The sequence below is a fragment of the Pectobacterium aquaticum genome, assembly GCF_003382565.3.
In the GTDB taxonomy this organism is placed as follows: domain Bacteria; phylum Pseudomonadota; class Gammaproteobacteria; order Enterobacterales; family Enterobacteriaceae; genus Pectobacterium; species Pectobacterium aquaticum.
Window position 1 is genome coordinate 2,037,342 of record NZ_CP086253.1, and the last position, 25,920, is coordinate 2,063,261.

Below are 25,920 nucleotides of genomic sequence, written 5' to 3' on the forward strand. Positions count from 1 at the left end.
ACAGCCACAATTAACTAAGACCAATGAGTGGAAAACACATTTACGCCTTAGGCGGTTTCGTCGCGCAGTTCCAGCTCACACCGCAATCCTGAGGATGAGTAATGGGTGGCGTTTGAGCCTGAGCAGCAGCACAGTGGCCGATGGATGGGAAGTAAGTTTGCGCCTGAGCGGCACCACTACAGCCAGCAACCTGCGTCAGTATGCCCGTGGTGACCTGCAGGCACTGCATGCTCAGGGTTGGGAATTGCGCCTGCGCCGGAGCTTGTGCCGCAGCACAGTGGCCGATGGATGGGAAGTAAGTTTGCGCCTGCGCGCCACCATTACAGCCAACAACCTGCGTCAGCAGACCTGTTGTCACCTGCGCACACTGCATACTCAATGTCGGGAATTGCGCCTGCGCTGGAGCTTGTGCCGCAGCACAGTGGCCGATGGATGGGAAGTAAGTTTGCGCCTGAGCGGCACCACTACAGCCAGCAACCTGGGTCAGTATGCCCGTGGTGACCTGCAGGCACTGCATGCTCAGGGTTGGGAATTGCGCCTGCGCCGGAGCTTGTGCCGCAGCACAGTGGCCGATGGATGGGAAGTAAGTTTGCGCCTGCGCGCCACCATTACAGCCAACAACCTGCGTCAGCAGACCTGTTGTCACCTGCGCACACTGCATACTCAATGTTGGAAACTGCGCCTGCGCGGCCTCATTACTGCAACAGGCGGTTTGCCCTGTGTGCACACAACCGGGGAGGCTGAGGAACGTTTGTGCCTGAGCAGGAGCCTGCGCTTGTGCCGCACCACTACAGCCAGCAACCTGCGTCAGTATGCCCGTGGTGACCTGCAGGCACTGCATGCTCAGGGTTGGGAATTGCGCCTGCGCGGCCTCATTACTGCAACAGGCGGTTTGCCCTGTGTGCACACAACCGGGGAGGCTGAGGAACGTTTGTGCCTGAGCAGGAGCCTGCGCTTGTGCCGCACCACTACAGCCAGCAACCTGGGTCAGTATGCCCGTGGTGACCTGCAGGCACTGCATACTCAGGGTTGGAAACTGCGCCTGCGCGGCCTCATTACTGCAACAGGCGGTTTGCCCTGTGTGCACACAACCGGGGAGGCTGAGGAACGTTTGTGCCTGAGCAGGAGCCTGCGCTTGTGCCGCACCACTACAGCCAGCAACCTGGGTCAGTATGCCCGTGGTGACCTGCAGGCACTGCATACTCAGGGTTGGAAACTGCGCCTGCGCCCCATTACAGCCAATAACTTGTGTTAGCACACGAGTTGTCATTCCTAGCGTTGGGAAGACAGTTTGTGCCTGTGCTTGAACGGGAGCCTGAGCAGCGCCAGCGGCTTGTCCGGTATATACACAGCCAGGAAGACTGACAAACGTGGGAGTACAGGTTGTTCGGGTCACGAATGTTGTCGGTGCGACACAACCTGGGAGACTGAGAAATGTTTGAGCTTGGTCTGCCTGATTATTCGGTGCGTTAGCTGGACAAACTGGCGGAAAATAAGTAAACATTGATTGGTTCCTCATGCGTTTTGTGAGTAACACAAACCACTTACTGTTGTTGTTTGGCGACAGGCAGTAAGTGGTTTTTTTTCGCTGGATAACATGGAATATGTATATTGCTATTTCACATATGGGCAGCGCATGCTCATCTTAGTAGCAATATTTCATACCGCTATTACACGTGATTACACAAAACGATGTCATAATAATTAACTCTTTGTTTTTAATTGAAATGACATTCCTAAAAAGAGTCGTAAATTTAAAACCCTCACTTCTTCATGTTTAATGTTTTGATTTTTTTGTTCCATTCGAGAGTGGTGATTACATAGAGAGGTAACTATTTATTTTTTCGCATTTTAATGATAAGGATAAGAAAGTAATTATTCATTTTACTGTTGTGATATTGTCATAAATTGCTGTTATGGCTAACCATTGCCTGTCAATTATTTATTTTTCATGGTAAAGAACGGAAGCATTGACTGAAGAAAATTAAAAACTCAACCGCTTCCGTGGCATAACGTTATCTCGACTTACTTACTCTATTTCCCCTCCCTTTATAATGGTTATTTTTGATGAGTAAATACGCACGGAGGCATCTTTTATTTGTAATATTTGGCAAGCGTCAATTCCAGTGAAATTGACTGCATCACATAAGCGATGGCGCAATCTATGTACCCGAATTCGCGTGTTATTGGGTTTTATACCAAGAGCTTTAGATAATGAATTTAAATCACACCATCCGCGATGAGATTGGGCATAGCCTTGTAAATGGTCTGCCATCGATTTTCTCGCCAGATGAAGTAGAAGGTACAGTTGGTTCTGAAGACGTTCTCCTTTCAATGTTATGGATTGTTCAATATCGGTAATCTGGAGTTGGATATCTTCTTCATCCTCGGATACATAAAAGCAAAACGTCAGCTCATCAATTGAACGTGAAACAACACGCTTTTCCTGACCACACCTCTCTTGTGCGTATTGCAGGTAATAATGATTATCGAACAATTTTATGACTTCACCATCATGAATTTCATGGCTTTTTTCTTGGTTATTCTCTGAGGTATTGACGTTCCAGCCATTCAGGTCATAGAGAAAAAAACAATGCTCGGAGAGGGGGGTGACCGGCTTTTTTAAATAGATAGGGCAGATATCTGGGGCAAGGCTTATGAGTATGTCACAAGGCGGAAGATCGTTAGTCATAACGAATTGCTCTTCAGCATTTAATGATAATGTGATGATGTCTGCTTTCTTAATGAGATAGGGTTTGTCTTTTACCAGTCTTTTTTTATTAAGCCATGTTCCCTGTTTGCTTACGTCGAGAATATACCAGTTTTCTTTTTTCCAAAAAATAGTAAAGTGCATGTGATTACTGTCGGGAGAGATAAGAACGGTATGGCAATTTATTGAGCGACCAAATGTATGAGAATAGCGCAGACAAATCCAATATCCATTCGATGACCGGATGACGCCACCATGTTCATTTATTTCTTTAAAAAATAAAGGAGGGGGTAAAGACATGTATTTTTTTAAAAAAAGAGTTGGTTTATTTCCATTGGATGGGCTAATTAAGTCATTCATGATAGTCAATCTCAATCATCAGCTAATACTATAATCGGTATTTTCAATGTGATTCACGAAAAACCTATGAAGGAATTTAAAAGATATAATAAGGTGTCAATAAGTTATACCTTTGTTTGCTTTTTGCTACGGAAGTATAACAGTTTTAGTGGAGTGTTGTTAAGTTATTTTGGTCTATGCGGTAATTATAAATAGTAATATCAAGTTGCTGATAATAATTAACAGGATAATTATTCATTATTTTTATCAACGCATTAGATTTTTTCCCTTTTGTCAGCTCAACGTCATGTTCTTAAGATGAGAGATAAACGAGAGGGATATTAAAGTCTGAGACATGGAATGCATTGACTCATCATTATTTTAAAGAAAATTTATTCTCATGCTAATTATGTTTACTGTTGCAAAATACTGACTCTGTGAATGAATATCATTCTGATATTTTCGTTAGGCCTGCGTATGGAAGTGGAACAAGGATCAAGAAATTTTCGATACGATTCATTACTTTTCTTTACCTTTGATCAAAAAAAATATTTTAAATGCATCTTTTTGTTATTCATAGTGCGAGTAATGTCACGACAGTTGTTGTGGTTTCTGTCAAATAGATAACGAAAATGACCGCCAGTAGGCGGCTTAATGTGGACACAAACGCATGGTCAGGATAAGCACGTCAATCTCCTATCTGTGGGGCATGGTAGCCAGTCTCTTTCTAATGATGCCAGCCTATTCCGCTGATGCTCCGGTGTCACCACCACCCGCCCCGATAGAAGCAAGAAACGCCGTATTCACCAATCAACACCCCGATCAGTTCAACTCGTGGAAAGCGACCACTGAACAGTCTGAACGTCATGATGCGTTGGCAGAAGACCCCATGATGGTGGTCCTCTGGGCGGGTTATCCCTTCTCCAGAGACTATAACAAGCCGCGCGGCCATGCCTACGCCATAACGGACGTGCGTGAAACGCTGCGTACCGGTGCACCCAAGACGGCAGAAGATGGCCCTCTGCCGATGGCGTGCTGGAGTTGTAAAAGCCCGGATGTCGCCCGCTTGATCCAACAGGAAGGCGAGGACGGCTACTTCAAAGGCAAGTGGGCGCGAGGCGGGCCGGAGATGACTAACGATCTCGGCTGTGCGGACTGCCATGATACTGCGTCCCCAGATTTTGCTCAGGGCAAACCGGCGCTGACGCTGTCCCGTCCTTACGCAGAGCGTGCGATGGAAGCCATTGGCAAACCGTTTGATCAAGCCAGTCGATTCGGGCAGCAGTCTATGGTCTGTGGACAATGCCACGTTGAGTACTATTTCTCCGGTAAAGACAAAGCGGTGAAATTCCCATGGGATAACGGCACGAAAGTCGAAGACATGGAAAAATACTATGACGCCATTTCCTTCTCCGACTGGACCAATTCCCTTTCCCGCGCGCCGATGCTGAAAGCCCAACATCCAGAATATGAAACTTGGAGCATTGGTATTCACGGTAAAAACAACGTGACCTGTATCGACTGCCATATGCCGAAAGTGAAAAACGCGGACGGCAAATTGTATACCGATCACAAGATCGGCAACCCTTTCGACAATTACGGCGAAACCTGCACCAATTGCCACACGCAGGATAAAGCGGCGATGCAGAAGGTGGTTGCTGAACGCAAAACGGCCATTCAGGACTTAAAACTGAAAGCAGAAGAGCAATTGGTTCACGCGCACTTTGAGGCCAAAGCGGCCTGGGATGCCGGTGCGACCGAAGCAGAAATGCAGCCGATTCTGATGGATATTCGCCATGCGCAATGGCGCTGGGATCTGGCGGTTGCCTCTCACGGTATCCACATGCATGCGCCGGATGAAGGCTTACGGATGCTCGGCACCTCGCTGAGTAAATCCGCCGAGGCGAGAACCAAACTGGTGCGTCTGTTGGCACAAAAAGGGGTGACAGGGGAAGTCAAGCTGCCGGATATCTCGACAAAAGAGAAAGCGCAGCAGGCGATTGGGCTCAACATGCAGCAAATCAAAGCCGAAAAACAGGATTTCCTGAATACGGTAGTGCCGCAGTGGGATGAGCAAGCGCGCAAAGCTGGGCGACTGAACTAATAACCCCTCATCGCCCGTGGACGCGGGCGATCATAAAGTGGAGTGGATATGAGCGTATTACGTTCGTTATTGACTGCCGGGGTGCTGGTATCAGGCCTGCTTTGGGCATTGCCAGGGCTGACGCAGCCCGCACCTCAGGCGGAAAAAGGAGAGCGCTGGGAGGTCATGCCGCAGCGCAATCCCGATGAGGCTTGTCTACAGTGCCATAAACCGGAAGAGGATGGCATGCAGGGCAAGCATGCCTCCGCCGTCAACCCGCATAATCAAAAACAACTGACCTGCACCAACTGTCACGGCAAGCCATCGCCGATGCACCGCGAAGGCGTTAGAGATGTCATGCGCTTTAACTTCCCGATGTACAAAGTGGAAGAGCAAAACAGCGTCTGTATGTCATGCCATACGCCGGAACAGCTGCAAAAATCGTTTTGGCCACACGATGTGCACGTCGCGAAAGTGGCCTGTGCCAGCTGCCATCAACTGCATCCCACGCAGGATAGTATGCAGACGCTGAACGACAAGAGTCGCATCAAACTGTGTGTGGATTGCCATAGCGATCAGCGCAATAACCCAGACTTCAACCCAGCCTCAGTTCATCTGGGTAATAAGAGGCAGCCATGAGTTGCTCTCGTCGTCAATTTCTTGCCCGTATAGGGGGGCTGATTGCCATCACCAGTACGGCGGGGCAGGTCGTCGCACAGACGCTGAATATCAACGGCGTCCGCTACGGCATGATCCACGATGAATCGCGCTGTATCGGCTGTACAGCGTGTATGGATGCCTGCCGGGAAGTCAATCAGGTGCCGGAGGGGGTCTCGCGCCTGACGATCGTTCGCAGCGAACCAATCGGGACCTTCCCAGACGTGAAATATCGCTTTTTCCGTCACTCTTGTCAGCACTGTGATCATGCACCTTGTGTTGATGTGTGTCCTACCGGCGCGTCGTATCGCGATGCGGCAAGCGGCATTGTAGATGTGAATCCCGATCTGTGCGTAGGGTGCCAATACTGTATTGCTGCCTGTCCTTATCAGGTGCGCTTTATTCATCCGAAGACAAAAACGGCCGACAAGTGCGATTTTTGCCGCAAGACCAACCTGAAAGCCGGAAAACTGCCCGCCTGTGTGTTGTCTTGCCCGACGAACGCGCTGACGTTCGGCAACCTTGACGATCCTGATAGCGAGATTTCTCGCCTGCTCCGTCAACAGCCGACGTATCGCTACAAAATCGCGCTCGGCACTCGTCCTAAGGTTTATCGCGTACCGTTTAAATACGGGGAGGTTCATCAATGACGCCCGTGTCTTCAAGCGCATTCCATTTTGCTTCGTTAGTCTGGGACTGGCCGATTGCGATTTACCTGTTTTTGGTGGGCATTTCTGCGGGGCTGGTGACGCTGGCGGCCCTGCTGCGGCGCTACCACCCCGAGCAGGCAACCGCCGACAGTACGCTCATGCGCACCACGCTGATTCTTGCACCGTGCACCATTATCTTTGGATTGCTGATTCTGGTTTTCCACCTGACGCGCCCCTGGACGTTCTGGAAGCTGATGTTCCATTACAGCTTTACCTCGGTGATGTCGGTTGGGGTCATGCTGTTTCAGGTCTATATGGCGGCGCTGGCGGTCTGGCTGGTCAACATTTTCAGCGAGCAGGTTATCGTGCTGCAACAGCGCTGGCTACCGAAGCTGACCCTCGTTCCCAAGGTGCTAGGCTGGCTGGCACCGCTGCAGAAATCGCTGGATATCGTGATGTTGCTGCTGGCGGTGATGTTAGGGGCTTACACCGGATTTCTACTCTCCGCGCTGAAAACCTATCCGCTGCTGAATAACCCGATCTTACCGGCTTTATTCCTGTTTTCGGGGGTGTCCTCCGGTGCAGCCGTGGCGCTGATCGCCATGGCCTGCCGCTATCGCCGCAATCCGCATAGTGAAGAAGCGCACTTTGTACACCGTGTCGAAACGCCAGTCGTGTGGCTAGAAATCTTCTTGCTGTTTGCGTTCTTTATCGGCCTTGCTTTAGGGGACGATGGGAAGCAGCGGGCGCTGGTGGCCGCCGTGGGCGGGGGATTCTGGGCCGTGTGGTTCTGGCTGGGCGTGGTAGGGATTGGATTAGTTATTCCCTTGCTGCTCAAGTCATGGGCTAGCCGACAGCATTCACCTTATGGCGTGTTGGCGGTGTGCGGCCTGAGTCTGGTGGGCGTTTTGCTACTGCGTTTCTTTATCCTCTATGCGGGGCAGTTAACCGTTGTCTAATTCCCAGCAAGAGGCCCGTTGATGTTGTTATTGCCAGAATTTGGGTATGTCGCGCTGTCGCTGGCGGTTTGCGTCGGTGTGGCGATGGCGTTGCTGACATTTTCAGGCTACTCCCTGCGCTGGTCGGGCACTTACCGGCTGGCGCGGTGCTGGACGTTAGTCCTGTTTGGTCTTGTGCTGTTCGCGTTTATCGCGTTGACGCTGAGCGTGGTGCAGGATGATTTCTCTGTGAATTACGTCGCCCAGCATAGCCATCGTGATTTACCGCTGGGGCTAAAAATTGCGGCGGTCTGGGGCGGGCATGAAGGATCGCTGCTGCTGTGGCTATTATGTTTGACTGGCTGGAGTGCCGCGTTTGCCTGCCGCTATCGCAAGGCGACGAGCGATCTGTTTCCGCTGACGCTGGCGATGCTGGCCGTGATTTCGACCGCGATGCTGGTGTTCATTCTGTTTTTTTCCGATCCTTTTGTGCGTCTCTTTCCGCCAGTGGTGGCGGGTAGGGATCTCAACCCGATGCTGCAACATATTGGCCTTATCCTTCATCCGCCGTTGCTCTATCTGGGCTATGGCGGGTTAACCGTGAGTGCGGCTCTGGCGCTAGCCGCACTGATTCACGGTGCGTTTACGGCACCAGCCGCCTGGATTTGCTGGCGCTGGACGCTGCCCGCCTGGAGCCTGTTGACGCTAGGAATCATCCTCGGATCGTGGTGGGCCTATAACGAACTGGGCTGGGGGGGATGGTGGTTCTGGGATCCGGTAGAGAACGCCTCGCTGCTCCCGTGGCTCACAGCCAGCGCATTACTGCACAGCCTGTCTGTCACCCGCATGCGCGGCATCTTCCGCCATTGGTCGCTGATATTGGCGTTGCTGACGTTCATTTTATGCCTGTTGGGCACGCTGATTGTGCGCTCCGGGATATTGGTGTCGGTTCATGCATTCGCTCTCGAACATGACCGTGCGGTACCTCTATTTATTCTGTTTGCCTGCTTGAGTATGGCTGCGCTAGCGGTTTATGGCTGGCGGGCTCAGCTTGTCCATTCTGCTGCCCGCTTCTCCGGCTGGTCGCGGGAAATAGCGATACTGCTGGTGCTGCTGTTATTCAGTGCCGTCGCGCTGGTGGTATTACTTGGCACGCTTTACCCGATGATCTATGGGCTGGCGGGCTGGGGAAAAATCTCCGTGGGCGCACCCTATTTTAACCGTGTGCTCTTACCCTTCGGTGGCCTGATGCTGTTGCTCATCGGGGTAGCAGCGGGAGGCTACTGGAAACGCAGTGCACGATGGCCTGTCCGGCGTTTCGAAGTGACGCTGGCTGTCGGTGTCATCACCGCGCTGGTCTTATGGCCGCATGGGTACGCCGTCGCACTGGCTGCGGGTCTGATCGGCTGGGTTATGGCCGCGCAGTGGTTACAGCCGCTGTCGGCGATACGTCAGCAGCTTCCTGCACTGTTGGCGCATACGGGCGTGGCGCTCTTTGCCCTGGGGATCGCGTTCTCTGCGGGTAGCAAGCAGGAAATCAGTGCCAATGTGGGTCAGGGAGAACAGGTCACGCTGGGCGACTACCATTTCCGATTTTTACAACTGGAGTTAGTGGCGGAGCAGAATTACACCGCCGAGCAGGCCGTGATTGCGATTTATCGTGGCGACTCATCGATCGCCCGCATCATGCCGGAACGTCGTTATTACAACGCACGTAAACAGCAGATGGTTGAGCCGGGCATTGCCTGGGGGCCGATCAGAGAATGGTATGCCGTGATGGGAGAGAAAACCGGCGAAAACCGCTATGCCATGCGTTTCTATGTGCAAACCGGTGTTCGCTGGGTGTGGGGCGGCGGCCTACTGATGGTCGCGGGCGCGCTGCTGGGGTGGTTCAGAGGGAGAAGGGCCTATGAATAAATACATTGCGCTCCTTTTCATGCTGCTGGCTTTTTCTGTACAGGCTCAGGTGGTCGATACCTGGGCGTTTTCCAGTCAGGCGCAGCGTCAGGCTGCGATGGCGATTGCGGGCGAATTACGCTGCCCACAATGCCAGAACCAGAGTCTGCTGGAATCGAATTCGCCCGTGGCGGTGAGTATGCGTCATGAGGTCTTTTCCATGGTGGAGCAGGGCAAGGGCAAGTCAGAAATTATGGCGTTTATGAATCAACGCTATGGCGACTTTGTTCAGTACAACCCACCGATGAAAATGCAAACCGGCATCCTTTGGCTCACGCCGCTGCTTTTGCTGTTAGCGATTGCGGTTATCGCGTGGCGGGTGATGCGGCGGCAAAATCGAGGGGCGCGCTCATGAGCCTGTTAAGCGTGAACCTGTTGGACCTGAACGTATTAAGTATGGTGTTCGTCGCTGTCGCGATTGTCGTTCTGGCGGCCGGGCTGCTATGGCCGCTACTGCCTCTGCGTCAGTCGGAGGGGGATGGCAAGCTACAGCGTTTAGCGGAGCACATCTGGCATTTTCAGTGTGAACAGGCAGGGAAGCATCTGTCCGAGCATGAGGCAAAGATGCTGGGTCGAGAGCTGTCCCACGATCTGCCGTTAGCCTCTCCTTCTTCTTTTACACAGCGCCCAATGCCCGCCATCGCCGTTGTGGCTGCGGTCATCGTTATTTTATTGGGCAGTGTGACGTTCTACATGCTAAGCCCGCGTGCTGAGCTGGTTCAGACGGAACGCCAGCGACTTGCCGATCCGCTCCACGATTTTAGCGACGCGCAACAGCAGGAAAAACAGCTTACTGCCTTGCAGGACAACATTCGTAAAACGCCGGGCAACAGCGTCCTCTGGGCTGAGCTGGGCGAATATTATCTTTACCGCAACGCGTATGACAACGCGTTACGCGCTTATCGGCAGGCGATTGGGCTGAAGGGTGACAGTGCTGAGCTGTATTCGGCACTGGCAACGGTGCTGTATTACCAGTCCGGTCAGGCCGTCACGCCGCCGATGCAAGAGATGGTTGATAAAGCGCTGGCGCTGGATGCCAATGAAGTGACAGCGCTGATGCTGCTGGCGTCTGATGCGTTCCTGAAAGCGGACTATGCGCGCGCGATTACGATTTGGCAGCGCTTGCTGGATACGTACAGCCCACGGGTTAACCGCGTTCAGTTGATCGAAGCGATCAACACGGCAACGTTGCTAAAGAACAGCCAGAAATAGTGCGCGATACCCCTTGAATCAGAGGGACAAGCACGACTTTTTGCACCGTCATAATGACGAGGATAACCGGAATCACCGGTTTTATTGATCTCAATAAAAAAGATTAACTCTTTAGGGTTACGGTCCCCAAGAGGGGGAGTAAAGGCACCATGTTATTCTATACCCAAGGGTATATGGCATTAGAAAGTAGGAGTACACCCCGATGTTAGAAGCGCGCGATGTGGTTTGCATACGCGATGAGCATGTGCTGTTCAGCGCGTTGTCGTTTACGGCCAGCGCGGGAGAAATGGTGCAAATTGCCGGTGCCAACGGAGTGGGCAAAACATCGCTGTTGCGCATTTTAAGCGGTCTGGCGACGCCTGAATCGGGGGAGATCTGCTGGCAAGGGCAACGCATCAACCGTATGCGCGAGCAGTTTAATCAGCAGCTTCTGTGGTTAGGCCATCAGCCGGGCATCAAGAGTGTCCTGACGGGTGAAGAGAACCTGCGCTTTTTCTATCCGCAACAGGATCAGGATGCACTCTGGCAAGCGCTGGCCGCCGTCGGGCTGGCTGGCTATGAAGACGTGCCCGTGGCGCGTCTTTCGGCGGGACAACAGCGTCGTGTCGCGCTGGCGCGTTTGTGGCTCACCGACATCCCGCTGTGGATTCTGGATGAGCCGCTGACCGCGCTTGACGTGGCGGGCGTCGACATGCTGACACAGCGTATGGAACACCATATTGCGCGTGGCGGCATCATCATTTTAACCACTCACCAGCCGCTGCGTCCGTTCGCTCAGGATATTCGCTGTATCCAGCTTACGCCGAGTGAGGGAACCCCATCATGCGGCGTCTGATTGCCCGAGAACTGCGCGTTGCGTTGCGCAATAACGCGGAAATTCTTAACCCTCTGTGGTTCTTCCTGATCGTCATCATTTTGTTCCCTCTGGCTATTGGACCAGAGCCGCAGCTATTGATGCGCGTGGCACCCGGCGTGGTGTGGGTGGCGGCGCTGCTCGCTTCGCTGCTGGGGATGGATCGCCTTTTCCGCGATGACTATCAGGACGGTTCACTGGAACAGCTGACGCTGTTGCCCTTGCCGCTGCCGTTAGTGGTGTTGGCGAAAGTGGTGGTGCACTGGATGGTCAGTGGGCTGCCGCTGTTACTGCTTTCTCCGCTGGCGGCGCTGTTGTTTGGGCTGGACAGCCACGGCTGGTGGGTGATGGCGCTAACGTTGTTGCTCTGCACGCCAACGCTCAGTTTTCTGGGGGCTATTGGCGCGGGGTTAACGGTCGGGCTGCGCCGCAGCGGTGTGCTGTTAAGCCTGCTGGTCTTGCCGCTCACCATACCGCTGTTGATTTTTGCGACGGCGGCGGTCGAGGCCGCGATGATGCAACTGCCAGTCGGTGGGTATCTGGCGATCCTCGGTGCCTTTCTGGCGGGCAGCGCCACCCTGAGCCCGTTTGCCACGGCGGCGGCGTTGCGGGTGAGCATACAATAATTTTCCGATCTCAGGATCGCCTTCATCGTCCCGTTGGGATGAGTTTTACGCAAAGTGAGCACACGATTATGTTGAAAAAAAACTATCAGCTTACGCAGCCGGATCGCCTTTATGGCCTTTGCGGCAGGCTTATCCCCTGGGTTGCCTTGATCAGCGCCGCGTTGCTGATTGGCGGTTGTCTGCTGGGATTTGGGTTTGCGCCTGCGGATTATCAGCAAGGGCAAGGGTATCGCATTATGTACCTGCACGTGCCAGCGGCCGTGTGGTCGATGGGCGTCTATGCGGTGATGGCGATATGTGCGCTTATCGGGATGATTCGGCAGTCAAAAACGGCGGAGCTTGCCGTGGCGGCGATGGCACCGGTCGGCGCGGTGTTTACCTTTATTGCGCTGACGACGGGCGCCACCTGGGGGAAACCGATGTGGGGAACCTGGTGGGTGTGGGATGCGCGTCTGACGTCGGAACTCGTTCTGCTGTTTCTGTACGTGGGCATCATCGCGCTCTACAACGCGTTTGACGATCGCCGTCTTGCCGGTCGTGCGGCGGCCATTCTGGTGCTGGTTGGCGTGGTGAATTTACCCATCATCCATTTCTCGGTCGAGTGGTGGAATACCCTGCATCAGGGATCGACAAAAATGCAGAAAACGATCGATCCCGCTATGCGTCTCCCGCTGCGGATCATGATGTTAGGATTTATGAGCTTATTCGTGACGTTGTCACTCATGCGCTTGCGTAACTTGATACTGGTGCAGCAGCGCCGCGCGCCCTGGGTGGCTGCACTGCTTAATAAAGGAGGAATAGCACGATGAACATCGCTTTCACGAGTTGGCAAGATTTCTTTGCGATGGGCGGCTATGCCTTTTACGTGTGGCTGGCTGTGGTGCTAACGCTGTTACCGCTGAGCGTATTGGTCGGTCATACCCTGTTGAGTCGCCGCGCATTGCTGAGTGATATCCGCCGCCAGCAGGCGCGCGAGCAGCGTAAGAATACGGCCCGCCAGTCGGAAACGATAGAGGTGGTGCAATGAGTACACCGCGTAAAACTCGCCTCTATGCCATCGTGGCCGTGGTCTGCGGTGCGGTAGTGACGATAGCGCTGACGCTCTATGCGTTGAGCTCAAATATCGATCTCTTTTATACGCCCAGTGAAATTCTTTACGGCAAGAACGAAACGCAGGAAAAACCGGCGATCGGGCAGCGTTTGCGCGTCGGCGGCATGGTGATGCCGGGCAGCGTGCGCCGCGACAGCCAAAGTCTGGAAGTCCGCTTCACCGTTTATGATGCGCAGGGCTCCGTGGAGGTGACCTATAACGGGATGCTGCCGGATCTGTTCCGCGAGGGGCAAGGGGTGGTGGCGCAGGGCATTCTGGATACCGACGATCATATTATGGCGAAAGAAGTGCTTGCCCGACATGATGAAAACTACACGCCACCGGAAATTAAGGCGGCGATGGAAGGGCAAAACGGTCATGCAACGGCAGCGGCCACAGAGGGTAAACGGTTATGATGCCTGAAGTAGGCAATTATCTGCTCTGTCTGGCGCTGGGCGTCGCGCTGTTGCTCAGCGTGTATCCGCTTTGGGGCGCGTCGCGTCAGGATACGCGTCTGATGGCGCTGGCGCGTCCTCTTGCCTGGGCGCTGTTTGCATGCATTTTGGCTTCCTTCCTCGTGTTGGTGTATGCGCTGGTGATCAATGATTTCACCGTCCTCTACGTAGCCAACAACTCGAACCGCGCGCTGCCAGTATGGTATCGCGTGGCAGCCGCGTGGGGCGCACATGAAGGATCGCTGCTGCTCTGGGTGCTGCTGATGAGCGGCTGGACCTTCGCCGTGGCGGTATTCAGTCGGGGGATGTCGCTGGATGCGGTCGCCCGCGTGCTGGCCGTCATGGGGATGATTAATGTCGGCTTCTTGCTGTTCATCATCCTGACGTCGAATCCCTTTACGCGCACGCTACCGGACTATCCGATTGACGGACGCGATCTCAACCCGCTGTTGCAGGATGTCGGGTTAATTTTCCACCCTCCGCTGCTTTACATGGGCTATGTCGGGTTTTCCGTGGCGTTTGCGTTTGCGGTCGCCTCGCTGCTGGCTGAGCGACTGGACAGTGCATGGGCGCGCTGGTCCCGACCGTGGACGCAGGCGGCCTGGTCGTTCCTGACGCTGGGTATCGTGCTCGGTTCGGGCTGGGCGTATTACGAACTCGGCTGGGGCGGCTGGTGGTTCTGGGATCCGGTGGAGAATGCGTCATTGATGCCGTGGCTGGTGGGCACGGCGCTGCTGCATTCGCTATCGGTCACCGAAAAACGCGGCAGTTTCAAGGCCTGGACGGTGTTGCTGGCCATCGGGGCGTTCTCGCTCTGCCTGTTGGGGACGTTTTTGGTGCGTTCCGGTGTATTGGTGTCGGTGCATGCGTTTGCCTCCGATCCGGCGCGCGGTATGTTTATTCTCGCGTTTCTGGTCATTGTCATCGGCGGTTCTTTGCTGCTGTTTGCCATCAAAGGCAACCGGGTACGGGCGCGGGTCACGAATTCGCTCTGGTCGCGTGAGACTTTCTTGCTCGGCAATAACCTGATCCTGATGGCGGCCACGCTCGTCGTGCTGCTGGGAACGCTGCTGCCGCTGGTGCATAAGCAACTGGGCTTGGGCAGCATTTCGATTGGTGCGCCGTTCTTCAACACCATGTTCACCCTGCTAATGGCACCGTTTGCCTTACTGCTGGGCGTGGGGCCGCTGGTTCGCTGGCGGCGCGACGAGCCGCAAAAGCTGCGTAAGCTGCTGCTGATTGCGCTGGCCGTGACCGCCGCGCTGTCGCTGCTACTGCCGTGGCTGTTACAGGATTCCCTTGTTGCCATGACGATGGTTGGCCTGTCGATGGCGCTGTGGGTGTTCTTCTTAACGGTGTACGAGCTGCATACCAGCTCCACCCGTCGTCATGGTTTGCTGCGCGGTTTGACCACACTTTCACTGAGCCAGTGGGGCATGGTGTGCGGTCATATTGGGCTGGCGGTGACGGTGGTAGGCATCGCCTTCAGCCAGAATTATAGCGTTGAGCGCGATGTGCGGATGCGGGCAGGCGACAGCATCGAGATCCACGATTACCGTTTTACGTTTCAAGGCGTGCGTGATGTCGTGGGGCCGAACTGGCAAAGCGCGAAAGGGACGGTTGAGGTGACGCACAACGGTAAGCCGGAAGCGATCTTGAAGGCGGAAAAACGCTTCTACAACACCAGTGGCGCGATCATGACGGAAGCCGCCATTGATGCGGGTGTGACGCGCGATCTCTATGCGGCTTTGGGTGAAAAGCTCGATGACGGTAGCTGGGCGGTGCGGTTGTATTACAAACCGTTTATCCGCTGGATTTGGTACGGCGGGGGGCTGATGGCGTTAGGCGGCATCCTGTGCATGTTTGACCCGCGCTATCGCCTGCGTCGCGCCGTTCGGGGGACAGCATCATGAGCCGTAAGATTTTGTTAATCCCGCTCGTCCTGTTTTTACTGCTGGCCGTTGCCCTGCTGTGGCAATTGGTGCGCAACAGCGACGGTGACGATCCGATGCGGCTGGAGTCGGCCCTGATCGGTAAACCGATTCCCGCGTTTCGTCTGGAATCACTGGATCAGCCGGGAAAGGTTTATAGCCAATCTGAGCTGAGCGATGGCAAACCGCTGCTGCTGAACGTCTGGGCGACCTGGTGCCCGACGTGCCGTGCGGAGCACCAGTTTCTCAACACGCTGGCGGCGCAGGGAATCCGCGTCGTGGGCATGAATTATAAAGATGAACGCCCCAAAGCCGTCGAATGGCTGAAGACGCTAGGCAACCCCTATGCGATGAGCTTATTTGATGGCGACGGTATGCTGGGTCTGGATTTGGGCGTGTATGGCGCGCCGGAAACGTTCCTGATCGACGGGAAAGGCATCATTCGCTATCGCCATGCGGGCGATCTCAACATGCAGGTATGGCAAGAAACGCTGCAACCGCTGTGGGACAAATACAGCAAGGAGGGCGGCGCATGAGAGTGCTGAGTTTCCTTAGCGCACTGCTGCTGTCGTTCAGCGTGCTGGCGTCTTCCGAGGTATTGCGTTTTGACAATGCTACGCAGGAGCAACAGTTTCGTGAGTTGACGATGCAGTTGCGCTGCCCGAAATGCCAGAACAACAGCATTGCCGATTCCAATTCGATGATTGCTTCGGATATGCGGCAGAAAGTGTATGACCTGATGCAGCAGGGACAAACGAAAGAGCAGGTTGTCGATTATATGGTGGATCGTTACGGCTATTTTGTGACGTATGAACCGCCGATCACGCCTTTTACGATTCTGCTGTGGTTCCTGCCCGCGCTGTTTCTGGCTGTGGGATCGTGGGTGATTATTCGGCGTGCCCGCCGCATCAGAAGTGCCAAAGAACCGATGAGCGAACAGGATAAGAAGCGCTTGCAGACGCTGTTGGAACGTGGGGGGAAATCCGAATGATGCTACTGACCGCAACCATTGTGCTATCGCTGATTGCGCTTTCCGCGCTGCTGCTTGCGCCGTGGTCGTCACGAGGCGAATACGATCGCGATGCGATCAATCAGGCGCTGTATCGCGATCGTCTGCGTGAGCTTACTGTGGACGTCGCCAATGAGCAGGAACGTGCTCAACTGGTTGAGGAACTCCAGCATACGCTATTGCAGGACATTCCCAGTGATGTGAAGGCACAACAGCGCCCACTAAACCGCTGGGTTTTGCTGCCGGGCGTGCTGTTACTGGTTATCGTCAGCCTCGGCGTGTTTTGGAAGACTTCTGCGGTTAATCGGGTGCAGGAGTTACAGCAGATTGTGGCGTTAACGCCGGACTTGATGAAGCGAGCGCTGGATCCTGACGCCGAGCCACTGACCATTGAAGACGTCGCGCGTCTCGGTCTGGGATTGCGTAGCCAGTTGGAAACGCAGCCAGACAATCCACAAGACTGGTGGATGCTGGGGCGTATTGCAGGCTTGCTGAATAACTACGACATGTCCGTGCAGGCGTTTGCCAAGGCGTTCCAACTCGATCCGAAGAATACAGATCTAGCGCTGGACTATGCCGATCTGCTGTCGCGATCTACCGACCCGCGTGATAGCCAACGCGGTGGAGACATGTTGCGTGAACTGATGAATTCCGGCTCGACCAATGTGCGTGTATTGAGCCTGCTGGCTTTCAATGCCTATGAAGCCCAGCGCTATCAGGACGCGATTAACGCCTGGGAAGCCATGTTGCAGCTGTTACCGCAAAACGACACGCGCCGAGCAGTCATTGAACGCAGCGTGGCACAGGCGAAAGCGTCACTGTCGGTGCAGGCGACCACGGGGAAATAATCCTTTTTTATTTTCATCACCAATAGCAGAAGGGCGATATATCGCCCTTTTGTTGTTTCTGTTGTTTCTGTTGTTACGGTGAAGGTTTCGTGCGCATTACCCACGGTTTTTTCTGCAACCGTTGCAGCACGCGCCCGACACGGGGCGGCTCAGTTGCCGTCGCCCCGTGACCCCTGGCTTTTCGCGTTAAATCGCGCCGCTTCGCGGTGCCGTCGGTGTTTATGCCCGCTGTTCGGACCGCCTGCGACGCGCTCCCGACGCGGCGCAGGCTTTCGCGGCGTCCATGCCGCTCATCCGGCGGTCATGTACACCTCTGCGCGATTTTTTTACGCGAGCCAACCCCATAAAATCAAAAGACTGAACTGAGTACATTGTTATTTTGGGGCGGTTTTTTCCGGCTGTGCTGAGAGCGGCCTTAGCCACACCCGCGTCGGGCGCGTGCGACGCGAGTTGCAGAAGATCGCACTACTTATTGCGCACGAAACCCTAACGGTATTTATAAGAATACGATAGACAGAATTGGGAAGGGCGGATGTTTCCGCTTGTGTTGAGGACGGCATACGCCGTCCCAAGTGTGACGAAGGGGGCGGGTTATAACCCGCTTTTGACGCTGTGCATGTCCGGCAGTTTGTGGGCGATGCCTTTGTGGCAATCGATACAGGTTTGACCGAGTTTTATCGCTTCGCTGTGTTTTTCTGCCGCAGCCGTTTTTTGCCCAGAGAAGTCCATATAGTCAACGTTGTGGCAGTTGCGGCATTCCTGAGAATTGTTATTTTTCATGCGCCGCCATTCGCTCTGCGCCATCGTCAGCCGATGTGCTTCAAACTTTTGTGGCGTATCAATCGTGCCCATTATTTTGCCGTACAGCTCTTTACTGGCCTGAATTTTACGCACCATTTTCGGCACAAACTCATGCGGAACGTGGCAGTCCGGGCAGGTGGCGCGTACGCCGCTGCGGTTGCTGTAGTGCGCGGTTTCCATATATTCCTGATAGACGGTATTGCGCATTTCATGACAGCTGATGCAGAACGCCTCGCTGTTGCTCATTTCCATGCCTTTCTGGGATGTTGCCAGAAAGAAAATACCGCCCGCGAAGCCGATAATGAGCAACGTTCCCAGCGCCAGCCGACTTGGGCGACGCCACCATTGCCACAACTGGCGCAACAACCGTCCCACTTTTCCTGGTTGTTTCATAGCAAACCTCACTGACCAAAGCCTTTAGAAGGGGTGAACGTGTTACCAGTAATTGGCGAACTGTCCGCCTGCGGCACGTGGCACTGCAGACAGAAATGGCGCGCAGGGGCGACATTGCTCAGCACTTTGCCGTCTCTGTCGACAAAATGGGTCGGGCTGACGCGCGGGGCGCTGGTGGAACGATAGCTCTCGACGCCGTGACACTGTAGACAACGGTTAAAGGTCGGGGTGACCTGATAGCCATCCACGCTATGCGGGATCATCGGTGGCTGGTTGACATAGTTGAGCGCCATACGCTCCTGCTGCTTCGGCATCCGGCTATTTCCCGGCTGTGTCGCAGCGACTTCTGGCGATTGGCTTAAATCGACCTGTGCAGTGGCTATCGCACTGCCCAGTATCGCCAAGGCGGTGATCCAGCGAAACCATCCCATTCTCAGGCTTTTCATGACTTTGCTCCCGATTTCCATCTAAGGGTTATTTTAAAAACGTCTTCAGCGCAGACATCAATACAGCGTCCGCATGTTATGCAGTCTCGGTCAGTAACCTGTGCCGGACTGTGTTTATCAAGCAAGGGGGCGCGCAGCACCTGTGGCTCTGGACAGACATGAAAGCAGTCCATACAACGCGTACAGCGTTCACGCTCAGTGGCATCCACAGCCAGCGCGCCTTTACCGCCAAGCGCACCATACAGCGCGCCGGTTGGACAAAGGTGTCCGCACCAGCCGTGTTCCACGACCCACAAATCAAACAGAAATAGCGCCAGCAGCAGCCAGATACCTGCACCAAACCCGAAAATCAGCCCGCGACCCATCAGTGAAACCGGGTTGACCCATTCCCACAGCAGCCCGCCCGTCAGCGCACTTCCTGCAAGAATGAGGATCAGCAGCAGATAGCGCAGATTGCGGGGGATCGTCGCCGAGGCAGTGATGCCGAAACGACGACGTAGCCAGGCGGCTAAATCGGTAAGCGGATTAACTGGGCAGACCCAGCTACAGAACAGGCGCTTGCCTGCCAGCGCATAGCTCAGCGCGATAATCAGCGCACCGACCAGCGCGAGCGTGGCGGGCAGATGACCGCTAGCCAGACTTTGCAGCACCATCAGCGGATCGCTGAGCGTTACGGTGTCGAGCAAGCGGCTGGCGCTGTAGTTACCGTGTAGGATCCAAAATCCGAAGATCGGACCGCTGAGGAACATGAGCAGCACCAGAGACTGGGTCAAGCGGCGTAAGACCAGCCAGCGGTGACTGCGCCACCAGCCTTTTTTCGCTCGGGCTTCTCGTCCGGCGTCCTGCTTACGATTTGCCATCGCGTGCCTCCAGCCAACTGAAACGGTAGTGATGTCCGAGTTCGCCTTTTGCCAGCGCGCGCGGTAAGACCTTGATCGCTGGCTGTTCCAGCACGCAGGCTTTTTCACACTTGCCGCAGCCAGTACAGACATCGCTATGCACGATAGGTAGAAAGCGAGCATGCTTTCCGGTGCGGGTATTGCGCTCTGGCTCCAGTGTGATAGCGCTATCGATGAGAGGACAGACGCGATAGCAGACATCGCAACGCAACCCCTGATAGTTCAGGCAGTTTTCCTGATCGAGCAGTACCGCTAATCCCATGCGGGCGTCATCAATAGCCTCCAGCGGCTGTAACGCTCCGCTAGGGCATGCAACCACGCAGGGAATGTCCTCACACATCTCGCACGGGATATCGCGCGCGACAAAGTAAGGGCTACCGGCTGCGGAACCGGAGACCAGCGTTGCCAGCTTCAGCGTGTCGTACGGACAGGCCTGAACACATTGTCCACAGCGTATGCAGGCACCGGAAAACGCCGCCTCAGACAGCGCACCCGGTGGCCGCAGCCGGAGTTCGTCGGCCTGAGCGCGCCGCTGCTGAATGCCGAGAACCGTCACCGCTGCTGATAAGCCAGCAACGGCACGGACGGCGTCACGCAGAAAGCGACGGCGAGCGGGTGATGGATTCTCCGGGCGTGCCATGCGCGTTACACCTTAGCCAGCTTGACGGCACATTTCTTAAAGTCCGTTTCTTTCGACAGCGGATCGGTCGCATCCAGCGTCAGGACGTTAGTCATCTGCGCGGCGTCGAAGAACGGCATATACACCAGACCGCGCGGTGGCTTATTGCGGCCACGTGTCTCAACAATCGAGACGACTTCACCACGGCGCGAGATAATGCGGACTTTCTCACCACGACGCAGATCGCGCGCTTTGGCATCCTGCGGGTGCATAAACAGCACGGCTTCGGGGAAGGCGCGGTGCAGTTCCGGTACGCGACGCGTCATGCTGCCGGTGTGCCAGTGCTCCAGAACACGACCGGTGGAGAGCCAGAGATCGTATTCGTCGTCTGGCGCTTCGGCGGCAGGCTCGTACGGCAGCGCAAAAATCACCGCTTTGCCATCCGGTTTACCGTAAAAACGGTAGACTTCTCCCGCTTTGACGTAAGGATCGTGCCCTTCGCTGTAGCGCCACTGCGTTTCTTTACCGTTAACCACCGGCCAGCGTAGCCCGCGCACTTTGTGGTAGTCATCGAACGGTGCCAGGTCGTGACCGTGCCCACGGCCAAACGCGGCGTATTCTTCAAACAGGCCTTTTTGCAGGTAAAAACCGAAGTCACGGGATTCGTCGTTCAGCTGATTTTCCGCTAATTCACTGAGCGGGAAGCGCGTGGTGACATCGTTCGCAAACAGCACGTCGTAGAGCGTTTTGCCACGGTAGGCGGGTTTCTGCGCCAGAAGTTCTTCCGGCCATACTTCCTCTACGGCGAAGCGCTTGGCAAAGCTCACCACCTGCCACAGATCTGATTTTGACTCGCCCGGGGCTTTAACCTGCTGACGCCAGAACTGCGTCCGGCGCTCGGCGTTGCCGTAGGCACCTTCTTTTTCCACCCACATCGCAGTAGGCAAAATCAGGTCAGCGGACAATGCGCTGATCGTCGGGTAGGGGTCGGATACGACGATGAAGTTACGCGGATCGCGCCAGCCCGGCATACGCTCTTGATTGATGTTTGGGCCGGCCTGCATGTTGTTGTTACACATCACCCAATAGGCATTCAGCGTGCCGTCTTTCAGCGCCCGATCTTGTGCGACGGCGTGCAAACCGATCTTTTCAGGAATGGTACCAGTCGGTAACTGCCACAGTTTTTCCGCTATCGCGCGGTGTTTCTCGTTGGTTACCACCATATCCGCAGGCAGGCGGTGGGCGAACGTGCCGACTTCACGCGCGGTGCCGCAGGCAGACGGTTGACCGGTTAACGAGAACGGTCCGCAGCCCGGCTGAGAGATCTTGCCCGTCAGCAGGTGGATGTTATAAACCAGATTGTTCGCCCAGACGCCGCGCGTGTGTTGGTTAAAGCCCATCGTCCAGTAGGAGATCACTTTCTTCTTCGGATCGGCGTAGAGTTTTGCCAGCGCTTCCAACTGATCGGCGGGAACGCCGCTGAGCGCGACCGTTTTTTCCAGCGTATAGTCGACGACAAAGGCTTTGTATTCTTCAAAACTCATCGGCTCAGACGCATCGGAACCCGGATTTTTCGCCGCTTTTTCCAACGGATGCGTCGGACGTAGCCCGTAGCCGATATCGGTCACGCCTCGGCGCAGGTTCACGTGGCGAGTAAAGAAAGCCTCGTTCACCGCATTGTTTTGGATAATGTAGTTGGCGATGTAGTTGAGAATGGCCAGATCGGTTTGTGGCGTAAACACCATGCCGTTATCCGCCAGCTCAAAACTGCGGTGCTGATAGGTGGACAGCACGGCGACCGTGACATTGCTGTTCGACAGGCGGCGGTCGGTGATGCGCGACCAGAGAATCGGGTGCATCTCCGCCATGTTAGAACCCCATAGGACAAACGCATCGGTTTGCTCGATATCGTCGTAGCAGCCCATCGGTTCATCCATCCCGAAGGTACGCATAAAGCCGACGACCGCTGATGCCATACAGTGGCGCGCGTTGGGGTCAATATTGTTGGAACGGAAGCCCGCTTTGAACAGTTTGGCGGCCGCATAGCCTTCCCAAATGGTTGATTGTCCAGAGCCAAACATTCCTATCGCGTTCGGGCCTTTTTCCTTCAGTGCGGTTTTGAATTTCTCCGCCATGATGTCAAACGCCTGATCCCAGGAGATCGGAGTAAATTCGCCTTCTTTATCGAATTTTCCGTCACGCATGCGCAGCAAAGGTTGGGTCAGGCGATCCTGCCCGTACATGATTTTTGGCAGGAAATAGCCCTTGATGCAGTTTAATCCGCGGTTAACCGGTGCTTCGGGATCGCCCTGACTGGCGACGATGCGGCCATTTTGCGTTCCCACCAGCACACCGCACCCTACGCCACAGAAGCGGCAAGGTGCTTTATCCCAGTGGATAGCATCGGACTGTTCGGTCACGGCACGAACCGCGGTGGGTATGGTGATGCCTGCGACCGCGGCTGCCGCTGCGACCGCGTTCGCCTTCATAAAGTGTCGTCGACTGAGTTTCATGGTATTTCCTCACCCTGAGCTTGTTGATCAAGAGGTTGTTCATCGAAAGCAAAAGATTGTTCATCACAAGACGGTTCATCGAGCTGGTGATAAACCAGCGAAACCGCCAGTACGCCCGTAAGCTCGCGCATTGACGCTATTTGTTTTAACAGTGCGTCCTCTGAATCTGACTCCAGCACCACGACCATTTTTCCGGTATCGCTATCGCTGGCACCCACTTCTACATTGGGCAGCGTCGCTAACGCCTCGCCAACGGCTGCCATCTGCGCCGTGTTGACGTGAACCACTACACTGCAAACATGCCAGACTGTGCTCATCGGTTTTCCTGTTGCGTCGGGAGACGCGCTGGCGCGGTGTGATATCCCGCGGTGATTTTTTTCATCGACATGGCGCCGACAGGGCACCCGGAAATGCATGCACCACAGGTGGTACAGGCGTCGTCATCGATGGACGGTGCAGCAACGCGCCCAATGGCGGGCCGGAATCGTATCGCGCCTGTTTCACAGGCATCCTGACAGCTGCGGCATTCCACCTGATGCAGTGATAAACAGGCATCTTGAATCGTCAGGTGGTATTCCCACGGCGTGGTGTGGCTCTCCGCGAACAGCGCTTGTGGACAGGCATGTGCGCAGTCGTAGCAAAACGTACATTCGCCGCGCTGAAAATCGATGGTGGGAAAACCGCCCGAACCGCGCTGGATAATCCCTGAGCCGCAGGCATCTACGCAGACGTTGCAGCGCGTGCACTGGCTCAGGAACTGGCTTTCTGCACCGCTCCACGGCGGACGCAACGCGTTGTCTGCCCGCTGTAGGCCACCAGTCAGTAGGGAACGCCGGGAGAGGTTAGTCATGGCAGTTTTTCGCTCTGGCACGCAATGAAATATCCAATAAAAAACACGCTGTTTTTGTAGGGGTTACACTATTCCTCTTAGGCTGTATGCGATAATCACCCTTTAGAGGTAAATGGTGGTGCCGGATCAAGCTTATGTGGGATTCGCGTCTCATTGGCTTGCGGGAGCCTGTGGGGATCGTGATAGTACGCTGAAATGCTGAGCTACTTATTTAGAGTAGGTATGATGCCAAAGAGGATTATTCGTTGTGATGGTTAAACGTCCTGTTTCTACCAGCCTGGCTCGCGCGTTTTTTTATATCGCGTTGCTTTCATTTCTGACGACGGGCATTGCGCTACTGACGTTAGCCAGCGGTTTACGCGATGCAGAAGCGATCAACGTTGCCGGTTCCATGCGCATGCAAAGCTATCGCATGGGGTATGACCTACAGGGCGATCGTGCAGAATTAGCATCGCATCGCCGCCTCTATGCGCAAACGCTGGATTCCCCTGTTTTTCACCTGCTGGATCGCTGGTATGTGCCGCGCGATGTGCGCGATCATTATGCGGCGCTATTGCAGAGCTGGAAAACAATGGATGAGCGTCTGAACGCGGGGGATCGCGTGTGGTATCAGGACAATATTGTCGGCTACGTCACGCAGATCGATCGCTTTGTACTGGCGTTGCAGCATTATTCCGAACGCAAGATGATGATAGTCGTTGTGACATCAATAATTGGCTCGATCACTATCTATATACTGATCTTCTTTACGCTGCGTCGCATTCGCCGCCAGGTGGTGGTGCCGTTGAATAAGCTGATGGCGGCCTGTACGTCCATTGAGAAGGGGCGTTTTACCCATTCGCGGCTGGACGTCAATCTGCCTAACGAATTGGGATTACTGGCACAAACCTTCAGTAGCATGACGGACGAACTGCAAAAGCTCTATCGTTCTCTGGAAGACAAAGTCCGGCAGAAAACGCTGCGCTTGCAGGAAGTGAACCGCATGCTGAAGGTGCTGTACAACTGTTCTCAGGCGATGAACGTCAGCACGATCGACAGACATTGTTTTCAGCAGATTCTGCAAATTGTTCGCCGCTATGAAACGGTCGGCTGTCTGGAAATGCGGGTCGGGGAGAACTGGCGGTTATGTGAAGGCCAGCCAGATGAACAGACGGCGTGGCAGGCCTTGCCCATCTGTTTGCAAGACGTTGAGTTTGGGCAACTACGGTGGCAGGCATCAACGCAGCAGCCGTCGGCGCAACTGATGGAAAGCGTCGCGAATATGCTGGGTCGCGGCCTCTATTTCAATCAGGCACAAAAGCACTACCAGCAGTTGTTACTGATGGAAGAGCGTGCCACGATTGCGCGTGAACTGCATGATTCGCTGGCTCAGGTGCTTTCGTATCTGAATATCCAGATGGCGTTATTAAAGCGTGCGGTAGCGGAAGAAAATGCGCAGGCTCGGCAGATCATCACTGATTTCGAGCAGGCGCTCAGCGATGCGTATCGTCAGCTACGTGAACTGCTGGGCACATTCCGGCTGACGCTACAACAGGCCGATTTGCCGGCGGCGATGCAGGAAATGATTGAGCCGTTGCGTGCGCAGACCCCGGCGACCATCGCGATTGATTGCCGGGTTCCTACGCAGGCGTTGGATGCATCACAGCAGGTTCACCTGCTGCAAATCATCCGTGAAGCGGTGCTGAACGCCATTAAACATGCGCAGGCGACGGTGATTACCGTCAACTGCCGTACGCAGCCCGATGGTCGTCATTGTGTTGATATTCGTGATGACGGCTGTGGCATTATCAATCAGGAGGAACCTGCGGGACATTACGGCTTAAATATTATGCAGGAACGCGCCGAACGGTTAGGCGGAAAGCTCTCTATTGGCCTTCACCCTGAAGGGGGGACGCAGGTTAGCGTCTGTTTTTCGACGCCGACGACCGCGCGTGAACGCGACAACACGAACAATCTCTACCCTGAATAAGTCGAGTGGGAAGCAGGCCACTTGCAGTATGACGGGGATATATTCTAAATAAAAAATAATAAGATCCATATTA

Annotated in this window: 26 protein-coding genes; 17 read left to right on the forward strand and 9 right to left on the reverse strand. The window is 54.7% G+C overall.

Annotated features, from left to right (window positions below; genetic code table 11):
- Window positions 1–40: 40 nt before the first annotated feature.
- Together DMB82_RS09425 and DMB82_RS09430 are read right to left on the reverse strand one after the other, a co-directional pair.
- Complete coding sequence (locus DMB82_RS09425) at window positions 41–1,258, reverse strand: hypothetical protein (protein ID WP_228400061.1); 1,218 nt, start codon at window positions 1,256–1,258, stop codon at window positions 41–43.
- A 771-nt stretch (window positions 1,259–2,029) separates the two neighbouring features.
- Window positions 2,030–3,070 (reverse strand): FHA domain-containing protein, encoded by a 1,041-nt coding sequence (locus tag DMB82_RS09430; protein WP_102116357.1) that lies wholly within the window; start codon window positions 3,068–3,070, stop codon window positions 2,030–2,032.
- A gap of 709 nt (window positions 3,071–3,779) precedes the next feature.
- On the opposite strand from DMB82_RS09430, the gene nrfA reads away from it, so the two are divergent.
- The 16 genes from nrfA to ccmI all read left to right on the forward strand — a co-directional run bounded on the left by nrfA (window position 3,780) and on the right by ccmI (window position 17,357).
- Window positions 3,780–5,153 carry an ammonia-forming nitrite reductase cytochrome c552 subunit gene (gene nrfA, locus DMB82_RS09435; protein WP_226893094.1) on the forward strand — a complete coding sequence of 458 codons (1,374 nt, stop codon included), beginning with the start codon at window positions 3,780–3,782 and terminating at the stop codon, window positions 5,151–5,153.
- Between the two features lie 48 nt (window positions 5,154–5,201).
- Window positions 5,202–5,771 (forward strand): cytochrome c nitrite reductase pentaheme subunit, encoded by a 570-nt coding sequence (nrfB, locus tag DMB82_RS09440; protein ID WP_010276443.1) that lies wholly within the window; start codon window positions 5,202–5,204, stop codon window positions 5,769–5,771.
- Window positions 5,768–6,439, forward strand: coding sequence for a cytochrome c nitrite reductase Fe-S protein (nrfC, locus tag DMB82_RS09445; RefSeq protein ID WP_116163377.1), 672 nt, complete (start codon window positions 5,768–5,770; stop codon window positions 6,437–6,439). The genes nrfB and nrfC overlap by 4 nt, the downstream gene beginning before the upstream one ends.
- A complete protein-coding gene (gene nrfD, locus DMB82_RS09450) occupies window positions 6,436–7,398 on the forward strand; it encodes a cytochrome c nitrite reductase subunit NrfD (RefSeq protein WP_116163375.1) in 963 nt (320 codons plus the stop codon). The genes nrfC and nrfD overlap by 4 nt, the downstream gene beginning before the upstream one ends.
- Window positions 7,399–7,419: 21 nt before the next feature.
- Window positions 7,420–9,294: a heme lyase CcmF/NrfE family subunit gene (locus DMB82_RS09455; protein WP_116163373.1), complete on the forward strand. Its 1,875-nt coding sequence runs from the start codon at window positions 7,420–7,422 to the stop codon at window positions 9,292–9,294.
- Window positions 9,287–9,688: a heme lyase NrfEFG subunit NrfF gene (nrfF, locus tag DMB82_RS09460; protein ID WP_116163372.1), complete on the forward strand. Its 402-nt coding sequence runs from the start codon at window positions 9,287–9,289 to the stop codon at window positions 9,686–9,688. The genes DMB82_RS09455 and nrfF overlap by 8 nt, the downstream gene beginning before the upstream one ends.
- Complete coding sequence (gene nrfG / locus DMB82_RS09465; protein ID WP_102116362.1) at window positions 9,685–10,545, forward strand: heme lyase NrfEFG subunit NrfG; 861 nt, start codon at window positions 9,685–9,687, stop codon at window positions 10,543–10,545. Before nrfF ends, nrfG begins: the two co-directional genes overlap by 4 nt.
- A 202-nt stretch (window positions 10,546–10,747) precedes the next feature.
- A complete protein-coding gene (gene ccmA, locus DMB82_RS09470) occupies window positions 10,748–11,380 on the forward strand; it encodes a cytochrome c biogenesis heme-transporting ATPase CcmA (protein WP_116163371.1) in 633 nt (210 codons plus the stop codon).
- Window positions 11,368–12,024, forward strand: coding sequence for a heme exporter protein CcmB (gene ccmB / locus DMB82_RS09475; RefSeq protein WP_010305762.1), 657 nt, complete (start codon window positions 11,368–11,370; stop codon window positions 12,022–12,024). Before ccmA ends, ccmB begins: the two co-directional genes overlap by 13 nt.
- Before the next feature lie 68 nt (window positions 12,025–12,092).
- Window positions 12,093–12,833 carry a heme ABC transporter permease gene (locus DMB82_RS09480; protein ID WP_044205278.1) on the forward strand — a complete coding sequence of 247 codons (741 nt, stop codon included), beginning with the start codon at window positions 12,093–12,095 and terminating at the stop codon, window positions 12,831–12,833.
- On the forward strand, window positions 12,830–13,051 hold the full coding sequence (gene ccmD, locus DMB82_RS09485) for a heme exporter protein CcmD (RefSeq protein WP_116163370.1): 222 nt from the start codon (window positions 12,830–12,832) through the stop codon (window positions 13,049–13,051). Before DMB82_RS09480 ends, ccmD begins: the two co-directional genes overlap by 4 nt.
- Window positions 13,048–13,530 carry a cytochrome c maturation protein CcmE gene (gene ccmE, locus DMB82_RS09490; RefSeq protein ID WP_116163368.1) on the forward strand — a complete coding sequence of 161 codons (483 nt, stop codon included), beginning with the start codon at window positions 13,048–13,050 and terminating at the stop codon, window positions 13,528–13,530. The genes ccmD and ccmE overlap by 4 nt, the downstream gene beginning before the upstream one ends.
- Window positions 13,527–15,482, forward strand: coding sequence for a heme lyase CcmF/NrfE family subunit (locus tag DMB82_RS09495; protein ID WP_116163366.1), 1,956 nt, complete (start codon window positions 13,527–13,529; stop codon window positions 15,480–15,482). Before ccmE ends, DMB82_RS09495 begins: the two co-directional genes overlap by 4 nt.
- A complete protein-coding gene (locus tag DMB82_RS09500; protein WP_116155580.1) occupies window positions 15,479–16,036 on the forward strand; it encodes a DsbE family thiol:disulfide interchange protein in 558 nt (185 codons plus the stop codon). Before DMB82_RS09495 ends, DMB82_RS09500 begins: the two co-directional genes overlap by 4 nt.
- The gene (locus tag DMB82_RS09505; RefSeq protein ID WP_116163365.1) at window positions 16,033–16,491 is read left to right on the forward strand and encodes a cytochrome c-type biogenesis protein; all 459 of its coding nucleotides are present in this window, start codon (window positions 16,033–16,035) and stop codon (window positions 16,489–16,491) included. Before DMB82_RS09500 ends, DMB82_RS09505 begins: the two co-directional genes overlap by 4 nt.
- Window positions 16,488–17,357 carry a c-type cytochrome biogenesis protein CcmI gene (ccmI, locus tag DMB82_RS09510; RefSeq protein WP_116163364.1) on the forward strand — a complete coding sequence of 290 codons (870 nt, stop codon included), beginning with the start codon at window positions 16,488–16,490 and terminating at the stop codon, window positions 17,355–17,357. The genes DMB82_RS09505 and ccmI overlap by 4 nt, the downstream gene beginning before the upstream one ends.
- A gap of 591 nt (window positions 17,358–17,948) precedes the next feature.
- Here ccmI and napC read toward each other — a convergent pair.
- The 7 genes from napC to napF are packed head-to-tail and all read right to left on the reverse strand — an operon-like array spanning window position 17,949 to window position 23,878.
- Entirely contained in the window at window positions 17,949–18,551 is a 603-nt protein-coding gene (gene napC / locus DMB82_RS09515; protein ID WP_102116368.1) for a cytochrome c-type protein NapC, read from the reverse strand.
- Between the two features lie 8 nt (window positions 18,552–18,559).
- Window positions 18,560–18,997, reverse strand: a complete 438-nt coding sequence (gene napB, locus DMB82_RS09520; RefSeq protein ID WP_116163362.1) for a nitrate reductase cytochrome c-type subunit — start codon at window positions 18,995–18,997, stop codon at window positions 18,560–18,562.
- Complete coding sequence (gene napH / locus DMB82_RS09525) at window positions 18,994–19,857, reverse strand: quinol dehydrogenase ferredoxin subunit NapH (RefSeq protein WP_116163360.1); 864 nt, start codon at window positions 19,855–19,857, stop codon at window positions 18,994–18,996. The genes napB and napH overlap by 4 nt, the downstream gene beginning before the upstream one ends.
- Window positions 19,844–20,536: a ferredoxin-type protein NapG gene (gene napG, locus DMB82_RS09530; RefSeq protein WP_116163359.1), complete on the reverse strand. Its 693-nt coding sequence runs from the start codon at window positions 20,534–20,536 to the stop codon at window positions 19,844–19,846. Before napG ends, napH begins: the two co-directional genes overlap by 14 nt.
- 5 nt (window positions 20,537–20,541) lie before the next feature.
- Window positions 20,542–23,028, reverse strand: coding sequence for a nitrate reductase catalytic subunit NapA (gene napA, locus DMB82_RS09535; protein ID WP_116163358.1), 2,487 nt, complete (start codon window positions 23,026–23,028; stop codon window positions 20,542–20,544).
- Window positions 23,025–23,345: a chaperone NapD gene (gene napD / locus DMB82_RS09540; protein ID WP_039467826.1), complete on the reverse strand. Its 321-nt coding sequence runs from the start codon at window positions 23,343–23,345 to the stop codon at window positions 23,025–23,027. The genes napA and napD overlap by 4 nt, the downstream gene beginning before the upstream one ends.
- Entirely contained in the window at window positions 23,342–23,878 is a 537-nt protein-coding gene (gene napF / locus DMB82_RS09545) for a ferredoxin-type protein NapF (protein WP_116163356.1), read from the reverse strand. Before napF ends, napD begins: the two co-directional genes overlap by 4 nt.
- A gap of 250 nt (window positions 23,879–24,128) precedes the next feature.
- Between napF and narQ the strand changes: the two genes are divergently transcribed.
- Window positions 24,129–25,847, forward strand: coding sequence for a nitrate/nitrite two-component system sensor histidine kinase NarQ (narQ, locus tag DMB82_RS09550; RefSeq protein ID WP_116163354.1), 1,719 nt, complete (start codon window positions 24,129–24,131; stop codon window positions 25,845–25,847).
- The last annotated feature ends 73 nt before the right edge of the window (window positions 25,848–25,920 follow it).

Coding starts and splice junctions, on each gene's coding strand:
- napD (WP_039467826.1), bottom strand. CDS start 23,345: ATGAGCACAGTCTGGCATGTTTGCAGTGTAGTGGTTCACGTCAACACG.
- napG (WP_116163359.1), bottom strand. CDS start 20,536: ATGGCACGCCCGGAGAATCCATCACCCGCTCGCCGTCGCTTTCTGCGT.
- nrfF (WP_116163372.1), top strand. CDS start 9,287: ATGAATAAATACATTGCGCTCCTTTTCATGCTGCTGGCTTTTTCTGTA.
- napA (WP_116163358.1), bottom strand. CDS start 23,028: ATGAAACTCAGTCGACGACACTTTATGAAGGCGAACGCGGTCGCAGCG.
- narQ (WP_116163354.1), top strand. CDS start 24,129: ATGGTTAAACGTCCTGTTTCTACCAGCCTGGCTCGCGCGTTTTTTTAT.
- nrfG (WP_102116362.1), top strand. CDS start 9,685: ATGAGCCTGTTAAGCGTGAACCTGTTGGACCTGAACGTATTAAGTATG.
- napH (WP_116163360.1), bottom strand. CDS start 19,857: ATGGCAAATCGTAAGCAGGACGCCGGACGAGAAGCCCGAGCGAAAAAA.
- ccmD (WP_116163370.1), top strand. CDS start 12,830: ATGAACATCGCTTTCACGAGTTGGCAAGATTTCTTTGCGATGGGCGGC.
- DMB82_RS09455 (WP_116163373.1), top strand. CDS start 7,420: ATGTTGTTATTGCCAGAATTTGGGTATGTCGCGCTGTCGCTGGCGGTT.
- ccmE (WP_116163368.1), top strand. CDS start 13,048: ATGAGTACACCGCGTAAAACTCGCCTCTATGCCATCGTGGCCGTGGTC.
- nrfD (WP_116163375.1), top strand. CDS start 6,436: ATGACGCCCGTGTCTTCAAGCGCATTCCATTTTGCTTCGTTAGTCTGG.
- napC (WP_102116368.1), bottom strand. CDS start 18,551: ATGAAACAACCAGGAAAAGTGGGACGGTTGTTGCGCCAGTTGTGGCAA.
- ccmI (WP_116163364.1), top strand. CDS start 16,488: ATGATGCTACTGACCGCAACCATTGTGCTATCGCTGATTGCGCTTTCC.
- napF (WP_116163356.1), bottom strand. CDS start 23,878: ATGACTAACCTCTCCCGGCGTTCCCTACTGACTGGTGGCCTACAGCGG.
- ccmB (WP_010305762.1), top strand. CDS start 11,368: ATGCGGCGTCTGATTGCCCGAGAACTGCGCGTTGCGTTGCGCAATAAC.
- DMB82_RS09480 (WP_044205278.1), top strand. CDS start 12,093: ATGTTGAAAAAAAACTATCAGCTTACGCAGCCGGATCGCCTTTATGGC.
- nrfB (WP_010276443.1), top strand. CDS start 5,202: ATGAGCGTATTACGTTCGTTATTGACTGCCGGGGTGCTGGTATCAGGC.
- DMB82_RS09430 (WP_102116357.1), bottom strand. CDS start 3,070: ATGAATGACTTAATTAGCCCATCCAATGGAAATAAACCAACTCTTTTT.
- napB (WP_116163362.1), bottom strand. CDS start 18,997: ATGAAAAGCCTGAGAATGGGATGGTTTCGCTGGATCACCGCCTTGGCG.
- DMB82_RS09505 (WP_116163365.1), top strand. CDS start 16,033: ATGAGAGTGCTGAGTTTCCTTAGCGCACTGCTGCTGTCGTTCAGCGTG.
- nrfA (WP_226893094.1), top strand. CDS start 3,780: ATGATGCCAGCCTATTCCGCTGATGCTCCGGTGTCACCACCACCCGCC.
- nrfC (WP_116163377.1), top strand. CDS start 5,768: ATGAGTTGCTCTCGTCGTCAATTTCTTGCCCGTATAGGGGGGCTGATT.
- DMB82_RS09495 (WP_116163366.1), top strand. CDS start 13,527: ATGATGCCTGAAGTAGGCAATTATCTGCTCTGTCTGGCGCTGGGCGTC.
- ccmA (WP_116163371.1), top strand. CDS start 10,748: ATGTTAGAAGCGCGCGATGTGGTTTGCATACGCGATGAGCATGTGCTG.
- DMB82_RS09500 (WP_116155580.1), top strand. CDS start 15,479: ATGAGCCGTAAGATTTTGTTAATCCCGCTCGTCCTGTTTTTACTGCTG.